This is a genomic window from Zoogloea sp. (genome assembly GCF_044344315.1).
Taxonomy (GTDB): Bacteria; Pseudomonadota; Gammaproteobacteria; order Burkholderiales; family Rhodocyclaceae; genus Zoogloea.
Genome location: NZ_JBIJDC010000009.1, coordinates 34,600 through 57,070 on the forward strand (window position 1 = coordinate 34,600; position 22,471 = coordinate 57,070).

The following is a 22,471-nucleotide window of genomic DNA, read 5'->3' on the forward strand; positions in this document are numbered from 1 at the left end:
ATGGGTCGGGTGGTCGGAAAACAGGTTTGCGGGCAGGTCTCTTCGCGGGACTCGCCTTCGGTCGCAAACCCATAAAACTGGTGGAGAAAATCCAATTTCAAGGAGCGCAGCATTGAAGATTCTGGTTCCCGTTAAACGTGTGGTCGATTACAACGTCAAGGTCCGCGTGAAGAGCGACGGTACGGGCGTGGATATTGCCAACGTCAAGATGTCCATGAACCCCTTTGACGAAATCGCCGTCGAAGAGGCCGTCCGCCTGAAGGAAGCTGGCGTTGCCACCGAAGTGGTGGCTGTGTCCTGCGGCGTGGGGGCATGCCAGGAAACCCTGCGTACCGCCATGGCCATTGGCGCCGACCGGGGTATCCTGGTCGAGACCGATGCCGAGCTGCAGCCCCTGGCCGTGGCCAAGCTGCTCAAGGCCCTGTGCGACAAGGAACAGCCCCAGGTGGTGATCTGTGGCAAGCAGGCTATCGACGACGATGCCAACCAGACCGGCCAGATGCTCTCGGCGCTGATGGGCTGGCCCCAGGCCACCTTCGCCTCCAAGGTGGCGGTAAGTGCCGGCAAGGCCACGGTGACCCGCGAGATCGACGGCGGCCTCGAGACCCTCGAGATTGCCCTGCCGGCGGTGGTGACCACCGACCTGCGTCTCAACGAGCCGCGCTATGCGACGCTGCCGAACATCATGAAGGCCAAGAAGAAGCCCCTCGAAACCGTCAAGCCGGCGGATCTGGGGGTGGATGTGACGCCCCGCCTGACCACCCTGAAGGTGGTTGAACCGGCCAAGCGCAGCGCCGGCGTGATGGTGGCTGACGTGGCTCAGCTGGTCGACAAACTCAAGAACGAAGCGAAGGTGCTGTGATGACGGTTCTGGTTATTGCCGAGCACGACAATGCGTGCCTGAAGGGCGCGACCCTCAACACGATTACTGCGGCAGCCCGGCTGGGTGGTGACATCGCCGTGCTGGTGGTGGGTTCCGCTGCGGGGGCCGCCGCTGAGGCCGCCTCGAAGGTTGCGGGCGTGACCAAGGTGCTGGTGGCCGATTCGGCTGCCTTCGCCGACCAGTCCGCCGAAAACGTGGCGGCGCAGATCCTCGCCGTCGTCGGTGCTTCCGCGGGTGCGATCAGCCATGTGCTGGCTCCGGCCACCACCTTCGGCAAGAACGTGCTGCCCCGTGTGGCCGCCCTGCTGGATGTGGCCCAGATCTCCGAGATCGTTGCCATTGAATCGGCCGACACCTTCGTGCGTCCGATCTACGCAGGCAATGCCCTGGCCACGGTCAAGTCCGCCGATGCCGTCAAGGTCATTACCGTCCGCACCACGGCCTTCGAAGCCGCGGGGGAGGGTGGCAGTGCTGCGGTCGAGCAAGTGTCGGCGGTGGCCGATTCCGGCTTGTCGAAGCTGCTGGGCCGCGAGCTGACCAAGTCGGCACGTCCCGAACTGGGCGCCGCCAAGATCATCGTTTCGGGTGGTCGTGGCATGGGCAGCGGTGAGAACTATCACGCGGTCCTGGAGCCCCTGGCCGACAAGCTCGGTGCTGCTCTCGGTGCCAGTCGTGCGGCGGTGGATGCGGGCTACGTGCCCAACGACTACCAGGTTGGTCAGACCGGCAAGATCGTCGCGCCCCAGCTTTACCTGGCTGTGGGCATCTCCGGTGCCATCCAGCATCTGGCCGGCATGAAGGATTCCAAGGTGATTGTGGCGATCAACAAGGATCCTGAAGCTCCCATCTTCCAGGTGGCTGACTACGGTCTGGTGGCCGATCTGTTCGAGGCGGTTCCCCAGCTCACGGCCGCGGTCTGAGCGCGTTAACGGGTCCGGGGCCTGCCTGAATGAACTTTCAGCCCGACCTCTTCTCCACAGCGTGGCATGTGTTTGCCGCACTGTGTGGGGCAGGGGTCGGGCTGTGGATCCTTCGTACGGCCCCATGGCGTCGCCTGCTCGACGGGCATCAGCTGAATGCTGTTCTCGGCGCTGCCGTCATCCTGACCCTGCTGTGGAGCCTCAATGCCGGCGTCTATCCCGGACTGAATCTCCACCTGCTGGGGGCCATGGCGACGACGCTGATCTTCGGGCCGCAACTGGCTCTCGTCGTGCTTGGCCTGGCCCTGGCCGGTGTGACCCTCAACGGCAGTGTCGAGTGGGGCGCCTACCCGATCAACTTTCTGGTGATGGGGATCATCCCGGTGGCGCTGGGCAGCCTCTATTTCACGCTCATCGAGCGCTGGCTACCGCGGCACTTTTTTGTCTATATCTTTGTCAATGCCTTCATCGGCGCTGCCGTGATCGTCCTGCTCCAGGGCCTCATCGCATCGCTGACCCTCTTTGCTGCCGGCGCTTACCCGGCGGACAAGCTGCTGTCCGAGTATCTGCCTTTCTTTCTGCTGCTGGGCTTCGCCGAAGCATGGCTGTCGGGCATGGCCCTGACCCTGCTGGTGGTGTACTGCCCGGAGTGGGTGGCGAGCTTTGATGACAGAAGTTACCTGATGAACAAGTAAGCCGGCCTGCCTGGTCGTAAAACCTAAAACAACATTCCGTGGAGAAAAAACAATGAGCAGCTACACCGCACCCCTTCGCGACATGCAGTTCGTGCTGCGCGAACTCGCCGACCTCGACGCCGTAGCCGCCCTGCCGGGTTGTGAGGATGCGTCCCCCGATGTCGTCGACGCCATTCTTGAAGAAGCCAATAAATTTGCCAGTGGCGTGATCGCGCCCCTCAACTGGACCGGTGACCAGGAAGGCGCCACCTGGGATAACGGCGAGGTGCGTACCGCCACCGGCTGGAAGGAAGCCTACAAGCAGTTCGCCGAGGCCGGCTGGACAGCACTGGCCTGCGAGCCGGAGTTCGGTGGTCAGGGCCTGCCCAAACTGGTTTCCACGGCTGTGATGGAAATGTGGAAGTCGGCCAACATGGCCTTCTCCCTGTGTCCGATGCTGACCAATGGCGCCATCGAGTCCATCAAGCTGCGCGGTACCGACGAACAGAAGGCCCAATACCTGCACAAGATGGTGAGCGGTGAATGGACCGGCACCATGAACCTCACCGAGCCCTCTGCCGGCTCCGACCTGGCCGCCGTGCGCACCCGCGCCGTTCCCCAGGGTGATGGCACCTACAAGATCTTCGGTCAGAAGATCTTCATCACTTACGGCGAGCATGACATGACCGACAACATCATCCATCTGGTGCTGGCACGTCTGCCGGACGCACCGGAAGGGGTGAAGGGCATTTCCCTGTTCGTTGTGCCCAAGTTCCTGCTCAAGGCCGACGGCAGCCCCGGCGAGCGTAACGACGTGCACTGCGTGTCCATCGAGCACAAGCTCGGCATCCACGCCAGCCCGACAGCCGTGCTGGCCTTCGGCGACAAGGGGGGTGCCATCGGCACTCTGGTGGGCGAAGCCAACCGCGGCCTCGAGTACATGTTCATCATGATGAACGAAGCCCGCTTCGCCGTCGGCATGGAAGGCCTGGCCCTGTCCGAGCGTGCCTACCAGCAGGCCCTGGCCTACGCCAAGGACCGCATCCAGGGTACCGAGGCCGGCGTGCGCGGCGGCCCGAAGGTGAGCATCATCCATCACCCCGACGTGCGTCGCATGCTGATGAGCATGAAGTCGCAGATCGAGGCCCAGCGCGCCCTGGCCTACGTGGTTGGCGCTGCGACCGACATGGCCCACTATCACCCGGACGAGGCCGTGCGTGCCCAGAACCAGGCCTTCATGGATCTGATGATCCCGGTGGTCAAGGGCTGGCTCACCGAAGCCTCCATCGAGATCACTTCCACCGGCGTGCAGGTGCATGGCGGCATGGGCTTCATCGAGGAAACCGGTGCGGCACAGCATTTCCGCGACGCACGGATCACGTCGATCTACGAAGGCACCACGGCCATCCAGGCCAATGACCTGATCGGTCGCAAGATCGCCCGGGAAGGTGGCCAGACCGTCAAGCTGGCCATCGCCGAGATGCGCCGGGTCGAGGCCCAGTTGTCGGAGGCGGCCGGCGAAGAGTTCGCCGCGATCCGCAAGTCCCTTTCCGCCGCCGTGACGGCACTGGAAGAGGCGGTTGCCTACATCGTCGCCACCTACGGTGCCGACATCAAGTCGGCGTCGGTGGGTTCCGTCCCCTTCCTCAAGCTGCTGGGCATTGTTGCCGGCGGCTGGCAGATGGGACGTGCCGCGCTGGTGTCGGCCCGCCGTCTGGCCGAGGGCGGTGGCGATGCATCCTTCTACAAGGCCAAGATCACCACGGCGCGCTTCTATGCCGACCATGTGCTGGCTCAGGCGCCGGGCCTGGCCTACTCGGTGGTCAGCGGTGCCGCGGGCGCCCTGGCGCTGACGGAAGACCAGTTCTGATCGATGGCTCGCAGCGATAGGTAAGGGCAGGGGCCATCCGGCCCCTGTTCCGCAGCTCACCGCAAGGTGGGGCGCGGAGAATGACAAAGGCCGACGGCGAACCGTCGGCCTTTGTCATTCTGCCCAGGCCGTCTTACTTGACGGTGGCCTTGGTGCGCAGCTCGGCGATGTGACGCTCGACGCGCATCTGCTCCAGGCGCTGCTTCAGCTGGCCCTTGGCTTCGTCGAAGGACGGCGCCTTGACCGGACGGCTGTCTTCGAGCTTGATCACGTGGTAGCCGAAGTCGGACTTGACCGGGGTGGTGGTGTACTTGCCCTTCTCGAGCTTGGTCAGGCCGTCGGCAAACGGCTTGACGAAGCCGGCCGGGTTGGCCCAGCCCAGGTCGCCGCCCTTGTCCTTGGAGCCCGGGTCCTTGGACTGCTTGGCCAGCTCGTCGAACTTCTCGCCCTTGTCGAGCTTGGCGATGATGGCCTTGGCCTCTTCTTCCTTCTCGACGAGGATGTGGCGAGCCTTGTATTCCTTGTCACCCAGCTGGGACTTGATCTTCTCGTACTCGGCCTTGATTTCGGCGTCGGTGACCGGGTGGGCTTTTACGTAGTCCTGCAGGTAGGCGCGAATCAGCACCGCCTGGCGGGCGAGCTCGACCTGGGCCTGCACGTTGCCGGCCTTCTCGAGGCCCTTCTTGCGGGCTTCCTGGGCGAGTACTTCGCGGCGGACCAGCTCTTCCTTGACCGCGTTGCGCAGTTGTTCGGAGTCCGGCGCGCCCTGGGCCTTCTGCTCGCTGATCATCACGTCGGCGCGGGCTTGGGGAATCGCGGTGCCGTTCACGGTGACGACGGTCTGAGCGAAGGCGGGGATCGCGACGAAGGCCGCGATGAGGGACAGAGCCAGACGGCTCGGGACGATCTTCATCAGGTTTCCTTGCTTGGGTGTTGCGGTTTGAAAGTCAGTTTTCTTCGGGACTGCGTGCCTGGATGGCCAGGGCGTGGATTTCCTTGCGCATCAGTTCGCCCAGGGCATCGTAGATGATCCGGTGGCGGGCGACGGTGTTCTTGCCCTGGAACGCAGTGGACACGATGGCGAGGCGATAGTGCCCGCCACCGGAACGCGCGCCAGCGTGACCCGCGTGCAGATGACTGTCGTCGATCAGTTCGAGGCTGACGGGCTGAAGGCTCGCCAGGCGGGCGCGGATCTCATCCATCACGTTCATTGGGGAAAGACCTTCTTGAAGGGCTTGACCGTGCAGCGGGCAAACACGCCGGTGGTGCTGTAGGGGTCGGCATCGGCCCAGGCCTGGGCATCGGCGAGGGAGGCAAATTCGGCAACGATGACGCTGCCGGTGAAGCCGGCAGCACCGGGGTCGGGGGAGTCTACCGCCGGGCAGGGGCCGGCCAGGATCAGGCGGCCGTCGGCCTGCAGGGCCTGCAGACGGGCCAGGTGCTCGGCACGCACGGCCATCCGCTTGTCGTGGGAGTTGGGGGCGTCTTCACCGATCAGGGCATACAGCATTACTTGGGTTCCTCTTCAAGGTAACGGGACAGCAGCATTCCCTGGGCCAGGACGAACACGAGCATCAGCCCCATGCCGCCGAACAGCTTGAAATTGACCCAGGTGTCTTCGGAGTAGGTGTAGGCAACAAACAGGTTGAGGACACCCATGCCGGCAAAAAAGGCCGCCCAGGCAAGGTTGAGGCGCCCCCACAGGGCGTCGGGCAGCTTCAACTGTGCTTCCATCAGGGTGCGGATCAGGTTCTTGCGCAGTACCAGTGCCGAGAACAGCAGGGCGCCTGCAAAGAACCAGTAAAGCACAGTGGGCTTCCACTTGATGAAGGTGGGGTTGTGGAAGAGGAGGGTGGCACCGCCGAACACGGTGACAATGCCGAAACTCACCCACAGCATGGTATCCACCTTGCGATGGCGGAACCACACCCACGCGATCTGCCCGATGGTGGCGACGATGGCCACTGCCGTGGCGGCGAAGATCCCCGAGAACTTGTAGGCAACAAAAAACAGGATGATGGGAAACAGGTCAAAAAGGAATTTCATCGGTCGGAGAGCGGAAGGCGAGGAACGAGACGGGGAAGGTTGTCCGGAGGAGGGCGGGTCAGGCCGGTTCGGCGCGATTGCGCATGTGGTCTGCCAGACCCTCGATAGCGCCCCACAAGCGTTCGCGCAGGGGGCTGGCGGGGATGCACTCGTCAAAAGCCTGCTGCATGCACATAAGCCACTGGTCCCGCTCGGCGCTGGCGATGGCAAAGGGCAGATGGCGCGCGCGCAGCCGGGGGTGGCCGAACTCCTGCTCGTACAGCGGCGGGCCGCCCAGCCAGCCGCTTAAATATTTGAAGAGCTTCTCCTCGGAGCCGGATAGATCTTCCGGGTGCATCTGGCGTACGTCCCAGGCCTCCGGGAGGGTGTCCATCAGGGTGTAGAAGCGATGCACGAGGCGGCGGATGCCTTCGGCGCCACCCAGGTCGGAGTAGGGCGTAGCTTGCTCAGGCACCATGGATGTCGTGTTCTCCAACGTGGCCACAGCGAAGATTGGCGGACAGGGCCTCGTCGATCATGTGCGGGCGGGGCAGGTCGAGCTTAGCCATCAGTTCGATGAATTCATCCCTGCTCCGGCCGGACAGGCGCGGGTTGCTGGTTTTTTCCTGACCGATGCACGAGACGCGGGCGCCGCGGTAGTCATGGCCCGGATAGACCAGGGTTTCGTCGGGCAGCACGAAGAGGCGTTCAGTGATGCTGTCGTAGAGGGTCCCTGCATCGCCACCCTGGAAGTCGGTCCGACCGCAGCCGCCGATCATCAGGGCGTCGCCGGTGAACAGCCGGTCGCGCCAGTGGTAGGTGACGCAGCTGGGGGTGTGACCGGGCGTCGGGATCACGCGGATGAGTTCGTTGCCGAAGATGATGGTGTCGCCGTCGGACAACAGGCGGTCGGCGCAACCCACACCACCACCGGCACCTATGGCACTGCGTGCGCCGGTCAGTTCGCACAGCCCGGCGGCTCCCGTGATGTGATCGGCATGGATGTGGGTCTCCAGAATCCAGGCCAGCTGGAGCTCCTGCTCCTGCAGAAAGGTGATGTAGGCGCCCACGTGCTCCTTGACCGAGTCGATGATGACCGCGTCGCCCGTCAGGGGATCTGCAAGCAGATGGCTGAGGGTGCTGCTGGTGGGATCGAAGAATTGATGGAACAGGATCATGGGAACACTAGGAGGAGGGAGACGGACCTGATTCTAGCTTCAACTCAGGCTTTTGGTATGACCGCGCAGCAGGATGCTGGCACGCAGGCCGCCGCCTTCGCGGGGGAGCAGGCGAAACTCACCATGCTGGCCGCGGACGATGCGGTCAACGATGGCCAGCCCCAGCCCGGAGCCCTTGGTGTTGCTGCGGGCAGATTCCAGACGGGTGAAGGGGCGTTTGACTTTCTCGGTCTGGGCGGCGGGAATCCCGGGGCCACGGTCGAGCACCTCGATCATCGGGCGGCCGTCGAGCATGCCGACGGCGAGCTCCGGCGGGTGGCCGGCGTAATGGAGGGCGTTTTCGATCAGGTTGGTGACGGCCCGGCGCAGGGCCTGGGGGCGTACTTGCGCCCGGGCTGCTGTTGTGGCCAGCACGGAGATGGGAAATCCCCGGCGGGCGTAGAGCCCGGCCAGTTCATTGGCCAGTTCGGCCAGATCCATGGTTTCCAGGCCTTCATCCCCGTCGGCCTTTGAGAAGGCCAGGAACTGCCCGATGATACGGTCCATGTCTTCGATGTCGGAGACCATCGCGTCCACCTCGGCCGGATCTGCGCCGCACATTTCAATACCCAGGCGCAGGCGTGCAAGGGGTGTGCGCAGGTCATGGGAGACGCCGGCCAGGATCAGGGCCCGGTCGGCGTCGAGCTCCTGGAGGTCGTGGGACATCTGATTGAAGGCGTGGGCCAGGTCGGCCATTTCTGCCGGCCCGCTCTCGCTGAGGTGGGGTGGGACTTCGCCACGGCCCACCGTGCGCGCGGCGGCGGCCAGGGCCTTGAGGGGGCGATTGAGGCGCGAGACGATCATGTAGGCGCCCAGCATGGCCAGGCTGAGCGCGGCCGTACCCCACCACATCCACTCCAGAGCATGGGGGCGCATGATCCGCTCGGCCGGCAGCATGAGCCAGAATTCGCCCGTGTCTTCCGGATCGTCGGCCTGAATGCGGAAACTGACCCAGAAGCCGGCCAGCCCTTCCCACGACGACGCAAAGCGGGTGTCCGGCCCGAGCTGGTGGCGGACGTCGGCGGTGAGCTTGCGCACCAGGTTGCTGTCTTCCAGGGGTGTCGTCCTGTCGTCGGCTTCGGCCGGATAGATGCGGATGCCTTCCTGGGTCGCCAGGTCAAGGAGGAGGTCCTTGCGTAGCGAGGGGTCGGCATTGAGCAGGGCCGTGCGCGTCAGGTTGATGATGCTGACGACCGCCTGGGCTGTTTGTGCGGCCCGGCTGGCCTGGTCGAAATGGCTGAAGATCGCCGACCAGACGGCCACCGAGGCGAGCATCAGCAGGGTGACGACCAGGAAGATCCGCCACAGCAGGGTGCGCGGAGCCCCTACTAGGAAAGAACGATAGCGGGCAGGCGCCATGGGGGCGGGGTCAGGGGGTGTGCTTGTTGCCGTCCGGTATGAAGACGTAGCCAAAACCCCACACGGTCTGGATGTAGCGGGGCTTGCCGGGATCTTCTTCAATCAGCTTGCGCAGGCGCGAGATCTGCACGTCGATGGAGCGGTCGAAAACGTCGTATTCCCGGCCTCGGGCCAGTTCCATCAGGCGGTCGCGGGAGAGGGGCTGGCGCGGGTGCTGCAGCAGAACCTTGAGCAGCGCGAATTCACCCGTGGTGAGGAGAGTTTCCTCGCCATTGCGGATCAGGATGCGGTTGCCCAGTTGCACGACGATCTGGCCGAAGCTCACATCCTCGTCATCGGCAACCGGCGCGCCGGGCGGCGTCTGGGGCTGACGGCGTAGCACGGCATGGATGCGGGCCACCAGCTCACGGGGGTTGAAAGGTTTCGGCAGGTAGTCGTCGGCCCCCATTTCCAGGCCAATGATGCGGTCCACGTCGTCGCCCTTGGCCGTCAGCATCACGATGGGGATCTGGTTGCCAGTGCCCCGCAGGCGCCGGCAGATCGACAGGCCATCTTCCCCGGGCAGCATCAGGTCGAGCACCATCAGGTCGAAGTGTTCACGCAGAATGGCCCGATCCATCTGGGCGGCGTCATTGACCACCTTGACGTTGAAGCCCTGCTCGCCGAGATAACGCTTGAGCAGGTCACGCAGGCGAAGGTCGTCATCGACGACGAGAACGCGATAGGTTTCTTTTTCCATGGCCCAATCCTAACGGCTCACCGCCCGCCCGGCTAGGCCGGCCGTACTGGTCGGGTAAGCAAACGTAAGTCCTTGTGGGGGTCTAACATATTCTTACAAAGGCGGATTCCAAGTCACACGCGGGCTGCCAGAATCAATTCAGGGCCGGGTGGGGATGCCGAAAAACGCCGGTCCGGGTTAGGATAGGGACTATGCGCCACGGGATAGATTCACCGAAATGGATTCGTCACGGCCTGCCCATCGGGGTGGTTGTGCTTCTGTCTTCGCTGGTTGCGGGCAGTGCCATCGCTGATCAGGGTGAGCGTCTCACGCCCTTTCTGCGTCAGTATGCGGCGCCCCAGGATCGCCCCGTCCGCCAGATCCCCGCTTTTGCCGCCGAGCCGGCGCGTCGTGGTGAGCTGGATGAGCGCAACCCCCGTCGCTGGTCGCCGGAGGAGCGTCGCCAGTTACGCCGCGATGTGCACGAGGCCGGTCGCGATGTCTACGGCAATCCGCCGCGCCGCCCCGATTGAGGCCTGAGCCTCTGCCCGCAAGGACCGCAGGCCCGGAGGGCGGTAGAATGCGGCCGCTATGAAGATTCTTGCCCTCGAAACATCTACCGATTCCGGCTCCGTGGCCCTGCTTGACGGAGACGTCCTGACCGAACGTCCGGTTGTCGGTCGTCCAGGCCACTCGGAAACCCTTCTCCCCGAAGTTGTCGCCCTGCTGGAAAGTTGTGGTGTGGCCCTGGCCCAGCTTGACGCAATCGCCTTTGGTGCCGGGCCAGGTGCGTTCACCGGTCTGCGCCTCGCGTGCGGTGTTGCCCAGGGCCTGGCCCTGGGCCTCGGCAAGCCGGTGATCCCCGTCGGCAACCTTGAGGCCCTGGCCAGTCAGTGCCGTGAAGGGGCGGTTTTCGTGGCCGCCGATGCGCGCATGTCGGAAGTCTATTTTGCCGCCTACCGGCGTACGCCTGCGGGGCTGGAGGAGGTGATGGCGCCGGCCTGCGCCACACCTTCGGAGGTGCGCCTGCCGCCGGAGGGGACGTGGTTCGGCTTCGGAACGGCCTTCCGGGCCTATCAGGGGACTCTGGTGCCGGGACTCGGGGCGCGTCTGGATGGGTTTGATGAGGCGCCGGTGCCCCTCGCCTCCAGCATCGCGCGTTTGGCGGCGAAGCGATTTCTTCGTGGCGAAGTGGTGGACCCGGCCTTGGCCGCACCGCTGTACGTGCGCGACAAGGTTGCCCTGACGACCGCCGAGCGCCTGGCCCGCGGAGGCAAGGCGTGATCGTGTGGACCATCGCGGGGGCAGCAGTGATACCGGGAGTGGTACGGTGAGTGTCCTTGCCCTGGATTTCGTGCCCATGGAGACCGCCGATCTGGAATGGATCGCGGCCCAGGACCGAGAGCTTTATCCTTTTCCCTGGTCGGCACAGAACTTCGCCGATTCCATCGTTGCCGGATATGGTTGCTGGACCCTGTTCGAGAGCGGGGAGCGCGCCGGCTACGCGGTGCTGATGATGGTGCTGGACGAGGCTCACATCCTGAACATCAGTATCTGCAAGGCGCGCCAGGGCTTCGGCCTGGGGCGTCGCCTGCTCGATCACCTGGGGTCCGTGGCCCGGGCTGCGGGAGGGCGGCAGATGTTCCTGGAGGTGCGTCCCTCCAACGCACCGGCCCTTGCGCTGTACGAGAAGGCCGGCTTTGCAACCATCGGTCGGCGCAAGGGCTACTACCCGGCTGCCAACGGTCGCGAGGACGCGCTGGTTATGAGGTTGCCGCTGTGAGGTGCATGGAATGAGCCTGCGGCGTGATGCGATCCTGCGCGAGATGGGGCTGGGGCCCTTGTGGCGCCTGCGCGGCAGCGAGCCGCTGGAGGCAGCGCCTGCTCTGGTCGCAGTGCCGCCGGAGCCTGCCACGAGGCAAGCCGAGGCCGTGCCGGCTCTCGAGCGCATGCCCGTACCCGAGCCGCGCCGCGTGCGGCCCGATCTGCGGGAGGGCATGCAGCAGGCTGCCATTGAGGCCCTTGCGCCGGCGCTGCCCGTGCCGCGTTCCGATGTGGGCGACGCGGTGTCCGGACTGGACTGGGAGACCCTGGAGGCGCGCATCCGCGACTGCGAGGCCTGCGGCCTGTGCAAGCGGCGCAAGCAGGCTGTTCCCGGGGTGGGAGACCGTCAGGCCGACTGGCTGTTTGTCGGTGAGGGGCCGGGGGCGGAAGAGGATGAGCGTGGCGAGCCCTTTGTCGGCCAGGCCGGGCGTCTGCTTGATGCCATGCTGGCGAGCATCGACCTGAAGCGCGGCGAAGATGTGTACATTGCCAATGCCGTCAAATGCCGCCCGCCCAACAACCGCACGCCAGAGGCCGCCGAGCTGACAGCCTGCTTCCCCTATCTACAGCGCCAGATTGCCCTGATCCGGCCCCGCCTGATCATTGCCCTGGGGCGACCGGCGGCCCAGGCCCTGCTCAATGAAGAGGTCCGCATCGCCGCCTCCCGTGGCAAACTCTTCTCCCACAATGACATTCCGGTGGTCGTGACCTACCATCCAGCCTATCTATTGCGCAATCTGCAGGACAAGGCCAAGGCTTGGGAAGATCTCTGCTTTGCCCGCCGGACCATGGTTGGCCTGAAGGCTTCCTGAACCGGAAGTGCAAGATTTCAATACGTGGGGTGGCAAAGCCCGCGTCTGCCCCGGGCGCCGCTAGAATGGCCCCGACCTTGCCCCGGGTTGGCTGACCGCGGGCTTCAACCCGATTTCTCCTCTACGAGGGCGTGCTCCATGTCCATCAAGCATTTTCTGTCCCTGCTCCTGTCGGTCTTCCTGCTTTCCGGTTGCGGATACAACCAGATCCAGATCAACGATGAGCAGATCAACGCCTCCTGGTCGGAGGTGCTTAACCAGTACAAGCGACGTGCCGACCTGATCCCGAACCTGGTGCAGGTGGTGCAGGGCTATGCCGCCCATGAGAAGGAAGTGCTGACCCGTGTGACCGAAGCGCGTGCCAATGTGGCCGGCATGAAGGTGACCCCCGAACTTGTCAATGATCCGGAGGCCATGGCCCGTTTCCAGAAGGCCCAGGGCGAGCTGTCCGGTGCCTTGTCCCGCCTGCTGGTGGTGTCCGAGAACTACCCCAACCTCAAGGCCGACGCCAACTTCCGTGACCTCCAGGCCCAGCTCGAGGGTACTGAGAACCGCATCACCGTTGCCCGCAATCGCTACATCAAGGCCGTCCAGGACTACAACATTTCGGTGCGCACCTTCCCCAACAACCTGACCGCCATGGTCATCGGGGCCAAGGCCAAGGCCAACTTTACGGTGGAGAACGAGCAGGCCATCAGCGAGCCGCCCAAGGTCAATTTTGGCGCGCCCGCTCCGGCAGCCGCGCCGACCAAGGCGCAATAAGACATAGCCGTGCCCCTGGCCATGGGCCTTACCGTACTTCTGCGCGTGCTCCTGGTGCTGCTGTGCAGCCTGGTCGGGGCGCTCCACGCCCAGGAATTACAGCCGCTTCCGACTCTGTCGGCCCATGTCACCGACACCCTCGGGCTGTTGCCTGAGGCCCGTCGCGAGGCCCTGGAAGCGCGTCTGGTCGCCCTCGAGAAGGACAAGGGCGCCCAGGTGGCCGTGCTCGTCGTGGCCACCACCAAGCCGGAGGCGGTCGAGTCTTACGCCCTGCGTGTGGCCGAGGCCTGGCGACTGGGGCGCCAGGGGGTTGATGACGGGATCCTGTTTCTGATCGCCCGGGATGATCGCCGAATGCGTATCGAGGTGGGGCGTGGCCTGGAAGGGGCCGTGCCTGACGCCATCGCCAAGCGCATCGTTGCCGATGTGGTGGCGCCGCATCTGCGGGGTGGCGATTTTGCCGGCGGCATCGAGGCCGGGGTTGAGGCCATTGCGGCCCGTATTTCCGGTGAGGCCTTGCCGCCCCCGACGGCTGCCAACGCAGGGCAGGAAGCCGGTTTCGAAGAGCTGCTGGTGCTCGGGATCATCGGCACCATTGTGGTAGGTGGCGTGCTGCGGGCCATTTTTGGTCGCCTGCTCGGTGCGGGCCTGGCCTCGGGTATCGTCGGGTTTGGCGCATGGACTCTGTCCGGGATGCTGGCGATCGGCGTGGTGGGAGGCCTGCTGGCTTTCGTGTTTGTGTTGGCCATGGGCGCAGGTGGCGGAACGCGCGGGGTCGGCGGCCCGTGGATCGGAGGCGGAATGGGGGGGGGCGGTTTCGGGCGGGGCGGCGGAGGTGGCGGCTGGTCCGGCGGAGGGGGCGGATTTGGCGGCGGCGGCGCCTCGGGGGGGTGGTGATGTCCATGCTGCGCATCCTGCGTCACCTGCTCACGCCGGCCTGGGTTCTTGATCGGGTTTTTTCGGCGCAGGTGCTGGCTACCATCGAACAGGCAGTCAAAGCCTCGGAAGCCCGTCACCGGGGCGAGCTTCGCTTTGCTGTGGAGGCGGGTCTGGATTTTGCCGATCTGCGCTCGGGGGCTTCAGCCCGAGAGCGGGCTGTCGAGGTTTTCTCACAGCTTCGGGTGTGGGACACGGAGGAGAACACCGGTGTTCTGGTGTATGTCCAGTGGCTCGATCATCGGGTCGAGATCGTGGCCGACAGGGGCATCACCGCACGGGTTACCCAAGCTGAATGGGATGGCATCTGCCGTCGCATGGAAACTGCCTTCCGGGATGAGAGATTCGAGCAGGGGGCGGTGGACGCCGTCAAAGCAGTGGGTGATCTGTTGGCAAAGCACTTTCCTGCCCGGCTAAAAAACCCCAACGAACTGTCAGATCGCCCGGTTCTGCTGCGCTAGCGCCATACCGGAAGTCAGTTGACGTTCTGCACGGGTGGCTGGCCGATGCTGAAATAGAGTGCGGCTCCCTTGCCAACTTCTCCCTCGGCCCATACCTCGCCGCCATGGCGACGGACGATACGTGCAACCGTCGCCAGGCCGATCCCGGTTCCGGGAAACTCCCGATCGGAGTGGAGGCGCTGGAAGGGGCGGAAGAGATTTTCCCGGTAGCGCATGTCAAAGCCCGCGCCGTTGTCCCGGATCATGAATGCGTCCACGTCCTCGTGGCGGGCACAGTCGAATTCGATGCTCGGGTGTTCGACCCGGCCGGTGAATTTCCAGGCGTTGCCGAGCAGGTTCTCCAGCACCGTGCGCATCAGGCTGGGATCGCCCTCGACTTGCAGCCGGGGAGCGATGCGTACGCTGACTTCCCGCTCGGGCTCTTGCTGGCGCAGTTCATCGCAGATCACCTGGGCGAGGTGGGAGAGGTCCACCGGGCGGCGTTCCAGCTCCTTGCGGCTGACCCGTGACAGGGTCAGCAGGTCGTCGATCAGTTGGCCCATGCGGTGTACCGCGGCACGCACCCGGCGCAGCAGCTCCTTGGCTTCGTCGTCGAGTTTGTCACCGTAATCAGAGCCCAGGATGGCGCTGTAGCCCTCGATCGCGCGCAGCGGTGCGCGCAGGTCGTGGGAGACCGAATAGCTGAAGGATTCCAGTTCGCTCAGGGCGGCGCTGAGCTGGGAGGTCCGCTCGGCTACGCGCCGTTCCAGCTCGGTGTTGAGGCGTTTGATTGCCCGCTCGGCAAACTTGCGTTCGGTCAGGTCGGTGCCCACGCCGACAATGTGGGGCTTGCCGTCGAGGATGACCCGGCGGCCCACAACCAGGAAAGGCACCGGCTCGCCGCCATTGCGCCGGAGCATGACCTCGGCCGAGGCTTCTCCGGAGATCAGCGCCGTCTCGATGCGGTGGGCCATCAGGGGTTCCTGTTCGGGAATCACGAGGCTCTGGGCTTCGGCATGCAGCAGGATGTCATCGGCCAGCCCGGTCAGCTCGCTGACAAAGCGGTTCCACAGCAGCAGATGACCATTCTGGTCGAACAGGAAGAAGGGGGCCGGCAGGCTGTCGATGAGACCGCGGGAGAAGTCGCGCTCGGCCTTGAGCTGCTCCTCTGCCAGCTTGCGGGCGGTGATGTCGCCGATGGAACCGACGACGCGCACGGCTCGCCCCTGCTGGTTGCGATGGGCGAGGCCGCGGGCCAGCACCCAATGGAACTTGCCATCCTTGTCGGCGATGCGGTACTCGGACTCGAAGTGTTCGGTTTCTCCGCGCAGGTGGGCGACGAAGTCGGCCCGGTAGCGTGGCCGGTCGTCCGGATGGATCAGTTTCAGCCATTCCTCGCCGGTGGTGCGCAGGGTGTCACTGTGCAGCCCGAGGAGGGACAGCAGGCGGGCGGAGAGATAAAGGTAGCGGGTCTTCGGGTCCCAGTCCCAGAGGCCTTCATTGGTGCCCCGCTGAGCAAGCACATAGCGTTCCCGGGTGTCGCGTAGCTGCTCCTCTGCTTCCAGGAAGGCGGTGCGGTCCTCGACGATGCCCACTCCGCCGAAAACCTTGCCGGCCGCGTTGTACTCGGGTGCAACCCGGATCGACAGAATCTGCATGTCGGTGGACAGGGGTGATACGAAGGGGCCGTCGTAGGCGCCCCGTTGGCCCAGCAGGGCCTTGCGGAGTACCGACAGGATGGCCTGATCACCAAGGGAGTGCAGGTCCATGCCGGCCAGCTGGTCAGGGGTGGACTTGAAGAAGTCGGCCAGCCGGCTGTTGCAGTAGCTGACAAGCAGGTCGGAGGTGAAGTGGAAAATCCCGACCGGTGCGTTCTCGACGAGCGCCCTGTAACGGGCCTGCTGATCGGCGACGGTGCGAGCGATGCTTCGCTCTTCGGATTGGTCCCGGAACACCAGCACGACCCCGAGGGGCGTCGTGTGGGATGCCATCATGATGGGCGCGCCGCTCTCTACGATAGGGCGGCGGCGGCCTTCCCGGTCGATCAGCAGGGTATGGTTGGCCAGCCCGACCCTTCTGCCCTCACGCATGACTTTGTCGGTCGGGCTTTCCATCGGCTCACCAGTGTCCTCACTGATGATCCGGAAGACCTTGGCCAAGGGCTGGCCGCGGGCCTCGTCCTCGGACCAGCCGGTGAGGGCTTCGGCCACCGGGTTCATCAGGGTGATCCGGCTGTCTTCGGCGGTGGCAATCACCGCATCGCCGATGCTGCGTAGGGTCACGCCGAGATATTCCCGCGTGGCGCGCTGGGCTGTCTGATCCGAAGCGGCGCCGATGATGGCGCGCAAGCTGCCGTCGGGATGGCGGAGCAGGGTCATCGAATCGTGTATCCACAGGTGGCCGGAGCATGAGTTGAGCTGGTATTCGACGCTGATCTCGACGGGATCATCCCCTGGGGTCTTGAGGGCATCGCCGATGGCAGCCCATACCCGACCAAGATCTTCCGAGGTGGTGCGACGGGCAAAATGTTGCCAGCCGCCCGGGGCACACAGGATGTCTATCGGCGTTTCGAGCCAGTCTTCTGCCTTGGCCGAGATGTAGTCATAGCATTCATGGACCGGGTCGAAGCGGTACAGGATGTGCTGGACCTTGGCCAGGGCTTCGGCGAAGCGCGATTCGGCGCGCAATTGGCGGCTCTGCTGATGGACTGTCACCAGGCGGCAGCTGCGGCTGGCGAAGCGCTGTTCGTGAATGCGGGTTTCGAGCTCCACCGCCAGGCCACCTGCGGGTTGATGGGTGAGCAGCATGGGATCTGCCGAAGGTAGCGGCAATGGGCTGAGCAGGGTGTCTGCGCGCAGTCCCGTCAATGTCTCGGGCGAGAGGCCGTAGAGCCGGGCGGCGGCGGCGTTGGCTGCCTGTACAAGGCCGCTGTCTACGTCGTAGAGCCATTGGGGGTCGGGGCTGGCGTCGAAGAGTGCCCGGTAGTCGTCGTCCGAGGCTGGCGTAGCGGCTGCTGTCGCGTCAGCGTTGATACGGCTCAGGGCGAGGAATACGAACAGGGCTGACGCGGCAATGAACAGCAGGAGCCAGGGGGTAGTGAGGACCAGAGAGGCGTCTTTGTTGCCGGTCATCAGGCTCCCTCCGATCACCATCGTCAGGGCAACCAGAAGATAGACTCCCGCCACCCGTGCAGCAGGCGTGATGCGCTGGAGCGACCGGGTATCCACCGACCGCGTACCGGAGCCGGAACTCGGCATGGAGCTCATCGGACCGGCCCTGCCGGGGGCGTGTCTGTTGTCGTTGTACCGGGTTTTTCCACGATGCTGCTTTAAAATCCCTAGACGAACCTGTGAAATAACATTCCGTACATCACCATGAATCTTCCGAGCCCAGAGCAGGACATGTTCTTCATGCGGGCCGCCATTGAGCTTGCCCACGAGGCAGGCCGCTGTGGCGAAGTACCTGTTGGCGCCCTGGTGGTCTCTGCCGATGGCATCATCGTCGGTCGGGGCTTCAACCAGCCCATCCTCCGGCATGATCCCACAGCGCATGCCGAAGTCATGGCCCTGCGCAGCGCTGCTGAAGTCCTCGGTAACTACCGTCTTCCTGGTTGTACGCTGTATGTCACCCTTGAACCATGCGCCATGTGTTCCGGGGCAATCATGCACGCACGCATCGGCCGGGTCGTTTTTGGTGCCAACGACCCCAAAACGGGGGTTGCCGGTAGCGTAATCGATCTTTTTGCCGAGGCACGCCTAAATCATCACGCCCGGGTCGAGGGAGGCCTGTTGGCTGGCGAGTGCGGCGGAATTTTGTCCGATTTCTTTGCTGCCCGGCGTAAACGGGCAGTGGGAGCCTGAGCGCCGTGTACATCCGCATCCATATTTCCAGCCAGACGCTGCAACTCTTCGGCGACGATGGCGCTTGCGTACGTCGCTACAGCGTGTCCACGGCCCGCAACGGAGCCGGGGAGGAGAAGGGCAGCTACCGTACGCCTCGCGGGCGCCACATCATCCGGGCCCGGATCGGGGCGGGGGCGCCCCTCGGCGCTGCCTTCCGCGGGCGCCGGCCCACCGGTGAGGTATGGACACCGGCGCTCGCCGGCAGTGCCCCGGACCGTGACTGGATTCTGACCCGCATTCTGTGGCTGTCGGGCACCGAGCCCGGGCGCAATCGCCTCGGTGCCGTGGACAGCATGCAGCGCTACATCTACATCCACGGTACCCCGGATACGGAGCCCATGGGCATTCCTCTGTCCATCGGTTGCGTGCGTATGCGCAACCGGGATGTCGCTGAACTCTTCGATCTTGTGCCAGCGGGTACGGTCGTGGAGATCGAGGAATGAGCGGCGCTGAGACGGTGCAAGTTGTGCTGGGTAGCTGGGACGAACTCGCCGAACGTGCTGCGCCCATCCGCTTTCGGGTTTTCGTGGACGAGCAGGGCGTGCCGATGGAGATGGAGCTCGACGAGTTTGATCCCTTGTCCTGTCACGCCCTGGCGCTGCTTGGCGAGCACGTAGTGGGCACCGGGCGCTTGCTGCCGGATGGGCACATCGGCCGCATGGCGGTGGACGCCGAATGGCGTGGCCAGGGTGTGGGGGCGGCCTTGCTTGGCGCACTCATCGACGAGGCCGGGCGGCGCCATGTGTCGGTGCTGGCTCTCAGCGCCCAGACCCATGCGCTGGGCTTCTATACCCGTTTCGGCTTTGTGCCAGTGGGGTCGGAGTATGAAGAGGCAGGCCTGCCCCATCAGGCCATGGAGCGGCGCCTGGTGGCTGACTGAGGGTTCGCTGAGGGCCGATTCAAACCCGGCACTCAGGCCTCCGGTGGGCTGCCGGGGTTGCTTTCGGCAGCGGGGAGGGTGCGGATGAGGTGGCGGTGGAACCAGTCGGTCGTCTGGGTGGCCGCATCGTCCAGAGCGCCCGGTTCGCGGAAGAAATCATCGGTGCCCGCAATGCTGCGCCAGTCCTTGGTGCAGGTCATCAGATCGTAGGCCTGGCGGATGTTGGGCAGCCCTTCGTCGCGCTCGCCGACGATCTGCCGGGTCGGGCAGGCTACTTGGCGCAGGGGTGAAATGCCGGCCAGCCCGGGGCGGCCGCCGCGGCATACCAAGGCGCTCACTGCATCCTGCTCATGAGCCAGGGCGCGGATCGCTGCACCGCAGCCCGTGCCGCTGGCCACCAGCCCCACGGGCAGGGTGGTAAGGGGTGGCTGGTGGCGCAGCCATTCGAACACGGCGCGGATGCGCTGGCCGAGCAGCGGGGTGTTGAAGCGGGTGTCCGGGTCGCGGGACTCTTCGTAGTGGTTGAGCAGATCGAAGAGCAGGGTGGCGAAGCCGGCTTCCTGCAGGCGCCGGGCGAAATGGGCTTCCCTGGAGTCCCGATGGTTTCCCACCGCGTTCTGGGCAATCAGGATCAGGCCGGCGGCATCCGGCGAATGGGCAAGCAGGGCTTCCAGCCAGACGGGGCCGGCGGCAATGCTGAGGGCGCTATGGCGCAGTTTCATCATGATCGAAGGAGTCGGGCGGTACTCTGCCGTTCACAATCGCATGCACCGCCGGACACGGCAAGGCTGTGCCGGGGGCTAGTGGCCGCCGATGTGCACTGGAACACGGCGCGCCCCGAATGCGCTGACAAATTTGCCGAAACGCCCGGCCAGCCTGTGGCCGCAACCCGTGCACGCGCCGCTGGCATCGAGGCGGTAGGCGAGGATCCGGTACCAGTCCCGTTCAATCAGGAGACTGTCGCAGGAGGGGCAGCGGGTGCTGCCGCCCTCGGTGTCATGTACGTTGCCCGTGTAGACGTGATGCAGTCCGGCCGCCCGGGCGATCCGTCGGGCCCGGGTGAGGGTGGCCGGCGGCGTGGGTGGCAGGGTGTCGAGCTTGTAATCCGGGTGAAAGGCGGTGAAGTGCAGGGGCACGTCGGGGCCCAGTTCGTCGCAGATCCAGCGGGACAGAGCGGCAAGTTCGCTGTCGCTGTCGTTGAGGCCGGGAATCAGCAGGGTGGTGATCTCGAACCACACCTCGGTTTCGTGGCGGAGATATAGAAGGGTGTCGAGAACCGGGGCAAGATGGGCGCCGGTCTGGTGTATGTAGAAGTCTTCGGTGAAGGCTTTCAGGTCCACGTTGGCGGCGTCCATCACCGCGTAGAAATCCCGGCGCGGGGCCGGGTGCATGTAGCCGGCGGTGACGGCGACGCTGGCGATGCCCAGTTCCCGGCAGGCCAGGGCGGTGTCGATGGCGTATTCGGCAAAGATCACCGGGTCATTGTAGGTGAAGGCTACGCTGCGGCAGCCGTGGTGGGCGGCGGCCCGGGCAATCTCGTCGGGTGCTGCGGCATCCATCAGCCGGTCCATGTTGCGGCTCTTGGAGATATCCCAGTTCTGGCAGAACTTGCAGGCCAGGTTGCAGCCCGCGGTACCGAAGGACAGTACGCTGCTGCCCGGGTAGAAGTGATTGAGGGGCTTTTTTTCGATGGGGTCGATGCAGAAACCCGAGCTGCGCCCGTAGGTGGTCAGCACCATCCCGGCACCGACCCGTTGACGCACGAAACAGGCTCCCCGCTGGCCCTCGTGGAGGCGGCAGTCCCGCGGGCAAAGGTCGCACTGGAGGCGACCGTCGTCGAGGAAATGCCAGTAGCGGGCGGGGTGGGCGTCCATGGCCTTAGCTTCCGCTGGGACCCTCTTTCCACTTGCGCACCTGGTAGCGCGCCAGCATCACGTTGGGGCCCCAGAAATCCGCCGGCAGCCGGGCCTTCTGCTTGAGGGCCGCCATGAAGCTGCGTCGGTCGGGCAACTGCTCCCACACCTGGGGCAGGAAGGTCGCCTTCTGGCAACCGTTGAAGAAGATCACGCCGTCCCGGCCCGGCACCAGCTGGCTCAGGGCGTCGGCCTCGTCGTGGAAGTCGATAAATTCGGGTTCGCCGAGCACGGACACCTCCACTGCCACACGCGGGAGTTCGGCTACGGCCAGGGGAGGAAAGCGCGGGTCGCGCAGGGCGGCAGCAACGGCGTTCTCGCGCACGTCCTCGCCCAGTGGACGATGGGCGTTGAGGCTGCCGATACAGCCCCGGAGGGTGCCGTCGAGGGTCAGGGTGACGAAGCAGGCGCCGCGTTCGGTGAGCTGGGGGTGCTCGGGGGCCGCGGGAGCCGGCTGGTCGAGGGCGGTGGCAATGGCCTGGCGGGCCTGGGCCAGCAGGGCCTGCCCCAGGGCATCAGTGGCGGGCATGGTCGATGTTCTCGGCAAAGGCAATGGCTGCGTAGCCCACGACCCGGTCGCGGTCGCCGGCGGTGTCTCCGGAGTTGCGCAGATCGAGCACATGGGGTGCGAGTTGGTGACGGGGGGCGGCCAGCAGCAGGCCGTTGATGGCCGCTGCGCCACAGGCCTGCTCACCGTCGAGGGTGGGGTCGAGCTGGCGGATCTGGGCGACGGTGGCCTTGTCACGACACTGGGCCTGACGGTAAGGGTGGTAGTGGGACAGGTCGGAGCTGATCACGATCAGCGTCTCGGGGCCGCCCCACAGGGCTTCGAGCAGGGCGGCAACCAGATGGGTGTCCACCTGACCGACCGCAAGGGGCAGGATTTCGAAGTGGTGGAGGGTGCTCTGAAGGAAGGGCAATTGCACTTCAATGCCATGTTCTTCGGCGTGGGGGCGGTCGTCCACGATCACCCCGGGCATCTCCCGCGCCCGCAGCCAGGCTTCCCGGTCCACCGCCACGGCCCCGAGGGGGGTGATGAAGGTCTGGGCGGCGGGCAGGGCCATGCCGCGCACCGCTACCCGATGGGTCGGACAGAGGACCAGCACCCGCCGGATGGTCTCGCGGCGCTGCAGGAGTTCGGCGTAGGCGCAGGCCGCCACGGCCCCGGAATAGATGTAGCCGGCGTGGGGCACGATCAGGGCCTTGGGTGAATCGACCACTTCAGCCGGCATCGCCGCTGACAGGAAGCCGGCAACCTGGGCGTGGAGACTGTGGGAGTCTGCCGGGTAAAACAACCCGGCTACCGCCGGCAGGCGTTGGGACGCATGAGCCATGG

27 protein-coding genes are annotated in these 22,471 nt (G+C 65.1%); 14 read left to right on the forward strand and 13 right to left on the reverse strand.

Translation table 11 applies throughout. From position 1 onward, the window contains the following. The first annotated feature begins 112 nt into the window (after positions 1-112). The 4 genes from ACIQ09_RS03385 to ACIQ09_RS03400 are packed head-to-tail and all read left to right on the forward strand — an operon-like array spanning position 113 to position 4,347. Positions 113-862, forward strand: coding sequence for an electron transfer flavoprotein subunit beta/FixA family protein (locus ACIQ09_RS03385; protein ID WP_398306105.1), 750 nt, complete (start codon positions 113-115; stop codon positions 860-862). Beyond that, positions 862-1,803 (forward strand): electron transfer flavoprotein subunit alpha/FixB family protein, encoded by a 942-nt coding sequence (locus ACIQ09_RS03390; RefSeq protein WP_398306108.1) that lies wholly within the window; start codon positions 862-864, stop codon positions 1,801-1,803. The genes ACIQ09_RS03385 and ACIQ09_RS03390 overlap by 1 nt, the downstream gene beginning before the upstream one ends. Before the next feature lie 29 nt (positions 1,804-1,832). Continuing rightward, positions 1,833-2,498: an energy-coupling factor ABC transporter permease gene (locus ACIQ09_RS03395; RefSeq protein WP_398306111.1), complete on the forward strand. Its 666-nt coding sequence runs from the start codon at positions 1,833-1,835 to the stop codon at positions 2,496-2,498. Positions 2,499-2,550: 52 nt separating this feature from the next. Beyond that, positions 2,551-4,347: an acyl-CoA dehydrogenase gene (locus ACIQ09_RS03400; protein ID WP_398306114.1), complete on the forward strand. Its 1,797-nt coding sequence runs from the start codon at positions 2,551-2,553 to the stop codon at positions 4,345-4,347. 133 nt (positions 4,348-4,480) lie between these two features. On the opposite strand, the gene ACIQ09_RS03405 is transcribed toward ACIQ09_RS03400, so the two are convergent. From ACIQ09_RS03405 to ompR, 8 genes are read right to left on the reverse strand one after another with little or no spacing between them, the layout of a single operon-like run. Next, on the reverse strand, positions 4,481-5,260 hold the full coding sequence (locus ACIQ09_RS03405) for a peptidyl-prolyl cis-trans isomerase (RefSeq protein WP_398306117.1): 780 nt from the start codon (positions 5,258-5,260) through the stop codon (positions 4,481-4,483). Positions 5,261-5,294: 34 nt separating this feature from the next. Next, a complete protein-coding gene (locus tag ACIQ09_RS03410; RefSeq protein ID WP_398306120.1) occupies positions 5,295-5,558 on the reverse strand; it encodes a BolA family protein in 264 nt (87 codons plus the stop codon). Beyond that, positions 5,555-5,857 carry a YciI family protein gene (locus ACIQ09_RS03415; protein WP_398306123.1) on the reverse strand — a complete coding sequence of 101 codons (303 nt, stop codon included), beginning with the start codon at positions 5,855-5,857 and terminating at the stop codon, positions 5,555-5,557. Before ACIQ09_RS03415 ends, ACIQ09_RS03410 begins: the two co-directional genes overlap by 4 nt. Then, a complete protein-coding gene (locus ACIQ09_RS03420) occupies positions 5,857-6,393 on the reverse strand; it encodes a septation protein A (protein ID WP_398306126.1) in 537 nt (178 codons plus the stop codon). Before ACIQ09_RS03420 ends, ACIQ09_RS03415 begins: the two co-directional genes overlap by 1 nt. A gap of 58 nt (positions 6,394-6,451) precedes the next feature. Further along, positions 6,452-6,850 carry a group II truncated hemoglobin gene (locus ACIQ09_RS03425; RefSeq protein ID WP_398306129.1) on the reverse strand — a complete coding sequence of 133 codons (399 nt, stop codon included), beginning with the start codon at positions 6,848-6,850 and terminating at the stop codon, positions 6,452-6,454. Continuing rightward, positions 6,840-7,550 carry an MBL fold metallo-hydrolase gene (locus ACIQ09_RS03430; protein WP_398306132.1) on the reverse strand — a complete coding sequence of 237 codons (711 nt, stop codon included), beginning with the start codon at positions 7,548-7,550 and terminating at the stop codon, positions 6,840-6,842. Before ACIQ09_RS03430 ends, ACIQ09_RS03425 begins: the two co-directional genes overlap by 11 nt. A 39-nt stretch (positions 7,551-7,589) precedes the next feature. Continuing rightward, a complete protein-coding gene (locus tag ACIQ09_RS03435) occupies positions 7,590-8,948 on the reverse strand; it encodes an ATP-binding protein (protein WP_398306135.1) in 1,359 nt (452 codons plus the stop codon). 10 nt (positions 8,949-8,958) lie between these two features. Next, positions 8,959-9,687 (reverse strand): two-component system response regulator OmpR, encoded by a 729-nt coding sequence (gene ompR, locus ACIQ09_RS03440; protein WP_398306139.1) that lies wholly within the window; start codon positions 9,685-9,687, stop codon positions 8,959-8,961. A gap of 191 nt (positions 9,688-9,878) precedes the next feature. On the opposite strand from ompR, the gene ACIQ09_RS03445 reads away from it, so the two are divergent. The 7 genes from ACIQ09_RS03445 to ACIQ09_RS03475 all read left to right on the forward strand — a co-directional run bounded on the left by ACIQ09_RS03445 (position 9,879) and on the right by ACIQ09_RS03475 (position 14,461). Continuing rightward, positions 9,879-10,199, forward strand: a complete 321-nt coding sequence (locus tag ACIQ09_RS03445) for a hypothetical protein (RefSeq protein WP_398306142.1) — start codon at positions 9,879-9,881, stop codon at positions 10,197-10,199. A gap of 58 nt (positions 10,200-10,257) precedes the next feature. Further along, positions 10,258-10,950, forward strand: a complete 693-nt coding sequence (gene tsaB / locus ACIQ09_RS03450) for a tRNA (adenosine(37)-N6)-threonylcarbamoyltransferase complex dimerization subunit type 1 TsaB (RefSeq protein WP_398306145.1) — start codon at positions 10,258-10,260, stop codon at positions 10,948-10,950. A 46-nt stretch (positions 10,951-10,996) separates the two neighbouring features. After that, a complete protein-coding gene (gene rimI / locus ACIQ09_RS03455) occupies positions 10,997-11,449 on the forward strand; it encodes a ribosomal protein S18-alanine N-acetyltransferase (RefSeq protein WP_398306148.1) in 453 nt (150 codons plus the stop codon). Positions 11,450-11,459: 10 nt separating this feature from the next. After that, complete coding sequence (locus ACIQ09_RS03460; RefSeq protein WP_398306151.1) at positions 11,460-12,302, forward strand: uracil-DNA glycosylase; 843 nt, start codon at positions 11,460-11,462, stop codon at positions 12,300-12,302. A gap of 138 nt (positions 12,303-12,440) precedes the next feature. Next, complete coding sequence (locus ACIQ09_RS03465) at positions 12,441-13,064, forward strand: LemA family protein (protein WP_398306154.1); 624 nt, start codon at positions 12,441-12,443, stop codon at positions 13,062-13,064. 9 nt (positions 13,065-13,073) lie between these two features. Then, the gene (locus tag ACIQ09_RS03470) at positions 13,074-13,961 is read left to right on the forward strand and encodes a TPM domain-containing protein (RefSeq protein ID WP_398306157.1); all 888 of its coding nucleotides are present in this window, start codon (positions 13,074-13,076) and stop codon (positions 13,959-13,961) included. 5 nt (positions 13,962-13,966) lie between these two features. Further along, complete coding sequence (locus tag ACIQ09_RS03475; protein ID WP_398306160.1) at positions 13,967-14,461, forward strand: TPM domain-containing protein; 495 nt, start codon at positions 13,967-13,969, stop codon at positions 14,459-14,461. A 14-nt stretch (positions 14,462-14,475) separates the two neighbouring features. Here ACIQ09_RS03475 and ACIQ09_RS03480 read toward each other — a convergent pair whose 3' ends face one another. Continuing rightward, positions 14,476-17,697, reverse strand: a complete 3,222-nt coding sequence (locus ACIQ09_RS03480) for a PAS domain S-box protein (protein WP_398306163.1) — start codon at positions 17,695-17,697, stop codon at positions 14,476-14,478. A gap of 117 nt (positions 17,698-17,814) precedes the next feature. Here ACIQ09_RS03480 and tadA point away from each other — a divergent pair, with 117 nt between their 5' ends. From tadA to ACIQ09_RS03495, 3 genes are read left to right on the forward strand one after another with little or no spacing between them, the layout of a single operon-like run. Further along, complete coding sequence (gene tadA / locus ACIQ09_RS03485) at positions 17,815-18,300, forward strand: tRNA adenosine(34) deaminase TadA (protein ID WP_398306166.1); 486 nt, start codon at positions 17,815-17,817, stop codon at positions 18,298-18,300. A gap of 5 nt (positions 18,301-18,305) precedes the next feature. Next, entirely contained in the window at positions 18,306-18,785 is a 480-nt protein-coding gene (locus ACIQ09_RS03490) for a L,D-transpeptidase family protein (protein ID WP_398306169.1), read from the forward strand. After that, complete coding sequence (locus ACIQ09_RS03495) at positions 18,782-19,222, forward strand: GNAT family N-acetyltransferase (protein ID WP_398306172.1); 441 nt, start codon at positions 18,782-18,784, stop codon at positions 19,220-19,222. Before ACIQ09_RS03490 ends, ACIQ09_RS03495 begins: the two co-directional genes overlap by 4 nt. Before the next feature lie 32 nt (positions 19,223-19,254). Here ACIQ09_RS03495 and ACIQ09_RS03500 read toward each other — a convergent pair whose 3' ends face one another. From ACIQ09_RS03500 to amrB, 4 genes are all read right to left on the reverse strand, one after another. Next, positions 19,255-19,947, reverse strand: a complete 693-nt coding sequence (locus ACIQ09_RS03500; RefSeq protein WP_398306175.1) for a dienelactone hydrolase family protein — start codon at positions 19,945-19,947, stop codon at positions 19,255-19,257. Between the two features lie 75 nt (positions 19,948-20,022). Beyond that, positions 20,023-21,096, reverse strand: coding sequence for an AmmeMemoRadiSam system radical SAM enzyme (gene amrS / locus ACIQ09_RS03505; protein WP_398306178.1), 1,074 nt, complete (start codon positions 21,094-21,096; stop codon positions 20,023-20,025). Between the two features lie 4 nt (positions 21,097-21,100). After that, entirely contained in the window at positions 21,101-21,664 is a 564-nt protein-coding gene (amrA, locus tag ACIQ09_RS03510) for an AmmeMemoRadiSam system protein A (protein WP_398306181.1), read from the reverse strand. Next, positions 21,651-22,469 (reverse strand): AmmeMemoRadiSam system protein B, encoded by an 819-nt coding sequence (gene amrB, locus ACIQ09_RS03515; RefSeq protein WP_398306184.1) that lies wholly within the window; start codon positions 22,467-22,469, stop codon positions 21,651-21,653. The genes amrA and amrB overlap by 14 nt, the downstream gene beginning before the upstream one ends. Positions 22,470-22,471: the final 2 nt, after the last annotated feature.